The sequence below is a fragment of the Campylobacter sp. BCW_6465 genome (assembly GCF_001762815.1).
Classification (GTDB): Bacteria; Campylobacterota; Campylobacteria; order Campylobacterales; family Campylobacteraceae; genus Campylobacter_D; species Campylobacter_D jejuni.
The window spans coordinates 1-7,938 of the sequence record NZ_MJXN01000037.1 but is presented as its reverse complement, the minus strand read 5'-3'; the positions used below and the strand labels follow the sequence as shown (position 1 = coordinate 7,938).

General features: G+C 25.9%; 4 protein-coding genes and 1 pseudogene. 4 read left to right on the top strand and 1 reads right to left on the bottom strand.

The features are described from left to right. The coding region (locus tag AJ886_RS10730; RefSeq protein WP_261662398.1) for a hypothetical protein at nucleotides 1–3,524 on the top strand (3,524 nt) is incomplete at its 5' end. A gap of 12 nt (nucleotides 3,525–3,536) precedes the next feature. Next, nucleotides 3,537–4,400 (top strand): hypothetical protein, encoded by an 864-nt coding sequence (locus AJ886_RS02715; RefSeq protein WP_044261321.1) that lies wholly within the window; start codon nucleotides 3,537–3,539, stop codon nucleotides 4,398–4,400. Nucleotides 4,401–4,562: 162 nt separating this feature from the next. On the opposite strand, the pseudogene AJ886_RS10955 reads toward AJ886_RS02715, so the two are convergent. Continuing rightward, a pseudogene (locus tag AJ886_RS10955) lies at nucleotides 4,563–4,813 on the bottom strand (tyrosine-type recombinase/integrase); the annotation flags it as partial. A 432-nt stretch (nucleotides 4,814–5,245) separates the two neighbouring features. On the opposite strand from AJ886_RS10955, the gene AJ886_RS10725 reads away from it, so the two are divergent. Beyond that, entirely contained in the window at nucleotides 5,246–5,890 is a 645-nt protein-coding gene (locus AJ886_RS10725; protein WP_070261730.1) for a hypothetical protein, read from the top strand. Continuing rightward, entirely contained in the window at nucleotides 5,874–7,859 is a 1,986-nt protein-coding gene (locus tag AJ886_RS02705) for a hypothetical protein (protein WP_070287085.1), read from the top strand. Before AJ886_RS10725 ends, AJ886_RS02705 begins: the two co-directional genes overlap by 17 nt. Nucleotides 7,860–7,938: the final 79 nt, after the last annotated feature.

Genomic DNA, 7,938 nt, shown 5'->3' with positions numbered 1-7,938 from the left:
ACTCTCTCTACCCCTACTACAAAAACATACAAAATTCCTTTACTCCTTTATGTTCTATAGATAATAAAAATAGTAATTTGTTAAAAGAATTTAATTTTGATAGTTTTTCTTGTAATTTTTATAATAATAATATTTTCAATCAAAGTCTTAAGCATTTAAATAATATACAAAATGAAAAAGAATATATCAATGAGTATAAAATATTTTTAGAAAATCTTAATTATTTTAATCAAGAATATAATAATTATAAGCTTGTATCTATACAAGCAATCAATAATTTAAAAATAGCCTATATACAAAAACTATCTTTAGAAAATATCAACAACATCAACATCGATTCAAAACCCTATCTATTAAAAGCTTTATATTTTTGTGAAGATTATGTTTTATATGATAAAGATAAGCAAGCTTTATTTGATGAAAACACAATAAAAGAATTAGAATTTAACTCTAGTTTTTATACTATCTTTATCTCTCACAAAGCCAAATTAAACGATACTTATTTAAATGCAAGAAAAGAGCTTTATAAAAGTATTGATGAATTTAAAAGACTTGGTTTTAAAGATTTAGAAAATGCTTATCAAACTTATATCCATTCTTTGATTGTAAATAAAGAAATAAATAGTAGAGATGAAACAATAAATAAAAATGAAAACAAAGAAATAAATAAAAATTTAAATCAAGATGAAAATTCAAATCAAGAAAGTGATACAAAAGAAAATACAAGTAGCACAAAAGAACAAGATTTTTATCTTTTATCTTCCCACTCTAAAAACCTAAACCATTTCATCTTAGAAAATAAAGACAAAAATAAAAAAATTATCTTTTTAAATAATGCTTCATCGATGTCAAATTTAATCCATATTTATGATAATCATTGTGATGTGTTTATTAAAAATGAATCTTTACTTGACATTAAAAGAATAGAAAAAGAATATAATATTAAATTTAAAGAATTTAATACAAGAGTGTTTTTTTACGAAAAACTTCTTTTAGGTGCAAAAGAAAATAATGAGTTTTTATTTGAAGAAAAAGAAGAAAATTTGCTTTATCATTTTAAATACGATAAAGAGGATTTAAATTCTCTAGGGGATTTGAATATAAAATATAACAATCATAATGCAAGGATTAAAAATTATTCTTTACTAGAAGAAAGTTTAAATATTAAACTAGAACCCAAAGAGCTTAAAAAAGAAATTGCTTACAACAATACAAGTTTTAATAAACTTTCAAAAGAACCTTTAAACAAATCCTCATCTAACGCTAAAGAACCTTGCTTTATCACTTTATATTTAAAAGATGAACACAATAAACCCATTGCTAATGCTAAAATCATTATCAAAGGTTTTAAACATGATGAAGCTTTAAGAGTAGTTAATCTAAAAAGACGCAGTGATGAAAAGGGTAAAATAAGATTTGATAAAGAAAAGTATTTTAGTGATTGTTATAGCTTTAAAGTAAAGCTTGATGAAAGCAATGCTTATTTTCCTACTCCTTTACAAAATGCTAAAAGAATATTTAATAATTATACCCATCACAAAGTTGGACTCATACTTAAATTTAAAGCAAAAGATCATTTAGTTTATGATGGATTTAATCTCTATCATTACAAAGGAAATGAATTAATTAATTCTTATATGGCAAGAAGTGGTACTGCTAAGGCAGACAATCAAAAAAGAAGTAAAAAGCAAATTGCAAATTATTTTTACCAAGATGAAAAAGATAAAAGCAAAAGTGGAAAGGCTTATTTTTACTATGATGATGAAAGCATTCAAGATAGATTTGGCACTTTACCTGAAGGGGAGTATTATTTAAAAATCAATGAAATAGCTAAAGATACTAACCCTAGCTTTTTAAAAGATTATCCCTTTGAAATAGGAAAAACTTGGGGAAAATGTTGTGTAAGATTATATACCAATAAAGAATGTTCTAAAACTTTTAAAGAAGTAAAAATAAAAGAAAGTAATGAAAAAGAAAACAAAACAAGCAAAAAAGATAAAAAAGAGCAAAGCATAATAAAAGATAATCTATATCTTTATAGCATCAATGAAAAGGGAGAGTTTGGCAGTAGTGGTAGCATAGGTATGGCACAAGCACAGTTATTAGAGGATTTAAGTAAGCAAGCTAAGTTTATACAAGATGAGAAGGAAGGAATTGTTTCTTTAAGAGTAGAGTATCCTAAGCAAGAGAAATCTAAAGTAAATTTCATAAAAGAAATAGAATGGGAACTCGATGAAGATGAAGATGTGGTAAGTGCTGAAAAAAGTGTAAGGATTATTATCGATGAAAAGGCAAATTTTGCACCAGGGACTTATGTAGAATGCGAAGTTGATGGTTTAGAAGATGATGTAAATATCGTTTGGGCTTTAGCTCAAATTCAAAATGAAGCAAGACTTCAAAGAATTTTAGAAGGTAAAGAGCATTTAGAATTTAAAGATATAAAGTTTTTAAAAGACGAAAGTAAATATTTTCATGAATGCTGGGAAATGGATGATGAGGAAAAAGATGAAGAATTTGAAAAAATAGGCTTTAGTTTACCTCTAACAAGGGCTAATGAAGAAGAATTTGATAAATATTATGCTTTAGTTTTTGCTTATGAAGATAAAAATAAATTTAAAAGACTTCCTAATTTAAATGATGCTTATAAAATCATAGATATGAGTTTTAAAGTTGGCTCTGGTAGAGATGATAGGGTGAAAGAATTATTTACAAGAGAGGAGCTAAAAGCCCTTAATGTATATAATCTTAACCGACAAAAATCAATCGATAGTGTTGAAGAGGCAAATTGGTTTTTAAGGGCAAATTTAAAAAATCAAGAAAAAAGAGACTTTTTTACCTATCTCAGAACCTATCCTCAATTTGCCGGAAAAATCGCTTATATATACTATAGATTTGATTTAATCAATAAGGAATTTTTAACAAGTATATCAGAAAAAGATAAAGGAAATTATCTTCAAGATAGAGATGGCAAATATATTAGCACCATAATTAATAAAATTTTACCTTTAGAGTATAAGAATGGTAAAAGTTTTAAACAATTCCACACAGAGCTTTTAAATAACAAAAACAGAGATCTTAAAGAATGTAAAGATTTTCTAAAAGCTTTAACTCAAACTCTTTGTAAAGAATTTAATTTACCTTTAGAAAATGTAGTCTTTTATAGCCAAAAGCCTAGCGGATCTTTATCATTTGGAGCTTATGAAGAAAATAAGGTCAGATTAAATCAATACATTTTAAAAGCTTATTTTAAAGAATTTGCAAAAACGGTTTTTCACGAATGTAGGCATTTTTATATAGAAAAATATTATAATCACAATATGGATGCTCTAGGCAGATATGTTTTTTATTCTGAAAAAGCTTATATCAATGAGAAAATTATTTTTGATAAATTTAGTAGAATTTGCGATCCTAGTGAGAATTATTTAGTAGGTTGCAATATAGGTGCTATACAAGATGCCTATGAAATTCAGCCCAATGAAAGAGATCCAAGATATGTAGAAACCCTCATAGGTAGAAGTTTATAATCAAGGAAAATAATGAAAACTATAAAAATACCGCTTAAAGATTATATCTCCAATATAAGAGAAGATAAAACTATTTACTTGGGCTTGCAAAGTGATATGAGTATAAAAGGACTTGATGAAGAATTCTTAAAAAAAGAATATAATCTTAAGAGAAATTTCAAATTTGAAACAAGCATTTATTTAGGTAAAATTATAATCAAAGAAAAAAATATCATTTTTAAAGCTTTTAATATTGGTGAGAATTGCTTTGAAGGACTTAAAGAACTTTTCTTCAAAAATAACCCCTATAAAATTATAGATAATTTAGAATTAAAAAAATATTTCTTAAAACTTTATAAAGATAATATTGAATTTTTAACTTCTTATATTAATGAAATTAATCAAGTTCATGGTATTAAACTTTACTATATCGAAAATAAAAATTTAAATAAATTTGAACTAATTTCAATGCTAGATGAAATGGTGCAAAAAAATGACTATGAAGTAGTAGATTTTAGCGATGATTTATTTTATTCTTATCTTGTATGGAGTTTGAGAAAATTTATCATTGCTTATGATATAGGTTTATATCAAGATAAAAATAATTTATTTTTTAATTTAGCTACCTACAAAATACATGGAAATCATTCTTTTTATGTAGAAGCAAATAATCATTTAAATTTTAATCTTATTGAATTATTTTTCTCAAATATCTCTCCTTTGGAATATGCTGTGGGTTATTTACAAAAAGAAGAGATAATATATAATGGGGCTTTAGAATATTCTTTAGGAGCTCTTCAAAAAACTTTAAATACTACAACCCAATTTCATAATAAATTTTATTTTAAACTGAAAGAAAGACCCTTTGAATATGCGCAATATTTTAAACAAAAATAGACTTAGTTGAAATAATTAAATTTTACTCACTTTAATACAATCAACCAGGATGAAAAATCGGCGTGAAGACTAACTTATTTTAGAAAATTTATTAGAAAAGATGAGCAATAAAAAGTAAAAGAAATATATTTTATAGGATTTTTGACATAAAAATAATTATAATCAGCTTTTGTGTATAGTTGTTGTATTTAGATTTGCATGCTTTAATTTTTTTGTATGACTGCAAGGTTTGTTCCTTTGGCGGTTAATTTCATAGCTAAAGTATGCTTTAGTCCTTTCTTGACTATTGAAGCTTTGGCATAAATATTATTTACAATCATAAAAGCATTACTTTTCTATTTAAATGCTTCCCTGTCCTAGTTTACATCATTATACTTGAAACACTCAAACCCGTCATCAATTTCTGCTTTTTTATAAATACTATAATAAGCCTTATATTTATGATTGTTATGTTTGGTTATCTTATGGAAATTTTGCGAACACTCAACACAAAAGAAATTTATGCCACAGATAAAGACCTTATTGTAAGGCAAAGATAAAATTTTTGAGATTGGAAGTTTTTATTTTTGTTATCTTTCACACACATTTACTGCTATTTATGCCGATAGTGTAACTATATCTAAATTTGGCGAGGAAATTTATAATGCATATTCGTTTTTAGATCCACTCAGAAGCAATAATATCCAAGAATTGTATGCAATAATAAAACCCCAAACGCAAGAATATTTAAGCAAAATTGATTTGAAAAACTATGAATTTTTTAAGAGTAGGCATAGTAAAATCTCACCACGATTTGATTTGGACTTTTTAAAAATTGAGGAATTGAGAATTAAATAAGGATAAAAATGAGCCAAACAAACAATAACACAGAAATCAAAGAGCAAGACACTCAAGATGAAATCATTTGGGAGTTAAAAAGAAAAGTTACTTTTATGATATTTTGGGCTTATGGTAGTTATTTTGGTTTTATTATATTTGTATGTTTTTTGCTGTTTGTTAGTGGAAATAAATTTAAAGTCGATAATTGGAAAGCTTATGTTGTTATGATTGTTATCGTATTTGCAATTATATTTTTTACAAAAAGGCTATATCGTTCTTTAAATTTGAAAAGAATGTATATCGATAATAATTATAAATTATATATTGAAAAATATATAGGAAAAGACCTAATATTAGAATCTGGGAGTTATGTTATCGGTATGGAGTCTAATTTTTATCTCGGCATAACAATGTCATCAATAGCTAAAATTCTTTCATTAAATTGTAATGGTAAGGAATTATATGGTTTTATTGAATCCGCTAATACAAATTTTAATGAACTTGCAAATTTTACAAAAAGTCATCTTATAAATTATCTTATTAGTTGTGAGAATAATAAATATCTTAAAGCTGCTGCTATCTATGGGTTATTTCAACTTGAGCAGTATTACAATATAGATCTTAAAGAAATTGATAAGATAAGATTGGATAAAAATGAGTATGGAAAATAACAATACCATTTATGGAAGTTTAGAAATCAGAAAAAAGATAGATGATAAATTTGCACTAAATCAAAATTCTGCAAATATAAGAGATTTTGGGAACATTGGAACACTTGCTTCTTATGGTATGTCAATAACTGGAGCAACATCTGGAAAAATATTAGAACAATATATGATTAATCAGAGTGTTTCAACTAAAGTAATAACATTTTATAAATATAAAATTATGGGTAATTTTGGTATTTTAAGTTATTTGTATAAAAAAGCAGAAAATAAATCTAACACAAGAGCTTTTGGTGAAATTGCTGTTGAAACAGCAATTGGAGCACTAGCAACATCGCAAATAGCTATAAATACTATAGAAATTGGAATTTCTTTCATTTCTCGTATTGCCGCAGGTGCAGCAACTGGAGCAGCTATAGGCTCGAGCTTTCCTATTGTTGGGACAATAGTGGGTGCAGTAGCGGGAACACTTGTAGCAGGTTTTTTTAATGACTTAATTTTTGGCGATGAAGATGAGGAATTAAAAAAACAAGAAGCCAAAGAGAAATATTTAGAGGAAAAATTAGATGAAAAAATGCACAAAATCATCAATTATCTCATCACTCATCAATATATAGAATTAAGAGTGTTAAATGAAGATGAAGCAGAAAAGCTTTGTAAAGAAATAAGTGATATTAATAGTGCTTATTTTAAAACCATTCTTTTGATGCTAAGTTTTCCTTATTATTTAGATAAAGATGAGCAAAGTTATAAAAAAGCTCAAGAAAAAAATCCAACTATAATTAGAATACAACCCATAGCTAATACCTTAAATATAAAAATAGAAATCAATGAATGCTTTCTTGCTAAGAATGGAGAAGCTTTAAAAAATAAGGAAATTTATGTTTATAATCATCGCTTTAATAGAGTGGTGGCAAAGGCTATGAGTGATGATGAGGGTAAAATAGTATTTGAAAATGTTTATGTGGGTAAAGAGAGCACTATAGATAAAATAAGCTTTATTATAGACAGAGAAAATTTCAATGAAGACAATTTTTATGAAAGTGTTTTAAAATACGCTCCAATGTTTAATGTCCAAAAAAAGCATAAACAAAAAGGGCAAGCTTTTATTGATAAAATGTTTTTTAGTTTCACTTATACACAAGGAATAATGCAAGATAATGAGGTGTTAAAACTAGAAGCTTTGAAAAATAATTTTAATATCGTTTTTGATTATGAGGTAAGAAAACAAGAAGAATCCTATAAAAATTATATCATTTTATCTTATTTAGTTTTTGATGTTAAAGAAGATATAGAAGAATATATACGCCATACTACTATAGAAAATAGAGCTTTTCGTGGATTAGAATTGTTAGGTCGTGGATGGAAAAATCAATACAGCATCAAAGACGAGTGGAGAGATAAGGGTGTGGTGTTTTTTGCTTATTTTAATTCTCAAAAATTTACCCCTTATAAAAAAATGGCTTTTATTGACAAGCCTATAGTTATTTTAGATATAGAAAAATTTGATAAAGAAGATATATTAAAAGATATAAAATTCCATTTTAAAACTCTTACTAAAGCCTATAAAATTTTTGTAATAGATTTAGATGCTAATACTCAAATACAAGAAAAAAAATCCATTGTCAATAATATAAAAAAGAATACCCAAAACTTAGAACTGCTTTATCTGCAACTTAAACTTTTTGATGATAAAGATGCTAATAAATGCAAGGTGCAATACTTTCACAATGAAAATAAATATGCTAATCAAGAAATGAAATGGATAGAATATTGCAAAAAACAACTTTTTTCGCTTAATAGTGAAAATCCTATTCATAAAAATAAAAGCTCGTTTGATATGGAAGTGCCTTTTGTAAGCATTTCTTTTGGGTCTTTGATTTATGATAAAGAAAGACTGGCTAAAAAAGGAGTTAGGCAAATTTTTGGAGTGGGTTTAGCAGAATCTTGCAGGCGATATTTTTATGAGAAATGATTTGATTTTAGATAATTAAAGAATATACTACAAACTTTATTTTACCCACTTTATGCTAAAATAAATCACATAAGCTTAT

Bases quoted from the DNA above. Each gene is read 5' to 3' on its own strand.
- AJ886_RS02715 (WP_044261321.1), top strand. From the start codon at position 3,537: ATGAAAACTATAAAAATACCGCTTAAAGATTATATCTCCAATATAAGA.
- AJ886_RS10725 (WP_070261730.1), top strand. From the start codon at position 5,246: ATGAGCCAAACAAACAATAACACAGAAATCAAAGAGCAAGACACTCAA.
- AJ886_RS02705 (WP_070287085.1), top strand. From the start codon at position 5,874: ATGAGTATGGAAAATAACAATACCATTTATGGAAGTTTAGAAATCAGA.